The 820-nt window shown below is 55.4% G+C and carries 1 protein-coding gene; it reads right to left on the bottom strand.

Annotated features, from left to right (window positions below; genetic code table 11):
• Window positions 1-57: 57 nt before the first annotated feature.
• Window positions 58-759 carry an IS6 family transposase gene (locus WS68_RS15940; protein WP_059571730.1) on the bottom strand — a complete coding sequence of 234 codons (702 nt, stop codon included), beginning with the start codon at window positions 757-759 and terminating at the stop codon, window positions 58-60.
• Window positions 760-820 lie beyond the last annotated feature (61 nt).

The following is an 820-nucleotide window of genomic DNA, read 5'->3' as shown; positions in this document are numbered from 1 at the left end:
GGTTCTGTCGCAATAAGGAAGCCTGTCGATAAGCGGTCTCGGAATGATCAGGATTCCTCAGAAGGCCAACGAATAAAATTGCTCGGCCGGCGTCTGATTTTTACGGATTACCTTCATCTGGCCTTTCCGAATCATGTGCATCACCTCGATGCCACCGAGCACAATCCGCGCGCAGCGAAAGTTCTTGAAGCCCATCATCGGGTGCGTGCGCCGCTTGATCGCCCGATGATCCTGCTCGACGATGTTGTTCAGGTACTTCTTTTGGCGAATCTTGATCGGCTGCTCGCACTCGGCATTGATATCCTGCAGGGCAGCCAGGTTCGCGCCGCTCTTGTCGATCGTCACGGTCTCGGGCGCGCCGTTCTGAGCGATCGATTTTTTGAAATACCGGCGCGCAGAGGCCTTGTCCCGGTGGGCACGCAGCAGAAAATCAATGGTGTTGCCATCCTTATCGACGGCTCGGTAGAGATATTTCCAGGCACCGTTGACCTTGATGTACGTCTCGTCCATTCGCCAGCTTTTGCCCACCGGTCGCTTGCGCCGACGAAACGCCTTTTCCAGTACCGGCAGCAACTTGATAGCCCATCGATGCACGGTCGAATGATCGACCGATACACCGCGTTCGGCCATCATTTGCTCCAGATGACGCAAGCTCAGCGGGTAGGCCACGTACCAGCGCACGCAAACCAGAATCACGTCGATCGGGTAATGCAGGCGCCGAAATACCTTCGCCAACATCGAATTCAGCGCTTGATTCATCGTTCACATCGCAGCTTCATTGACGCACTCAGCATACCACCCGCCTTATTGCGACAGAACC

The organism is Burkholderia sp. TSV86 (assembly GCF_001522865.1).
In the GTDB taxonomy this organism is placed as follows: Bacteria; Pseudomonadota; Gammaproteobacteria; order Burkholderiales; family Burkholderiaceae; genus Burkholderia.
This window is presented reverse-complemented; position numbering and strand designations above follow the sequence as displayed.

Coding starts and splice junctions, on each gene's coding strand:
- WS68_RS15940 (WP_059571730.1), bottom strand. CDS start 759: ATGAATCAAGCGCTGAATTCGATGTTGGCGAAGGTATTTCGGCGCCTG.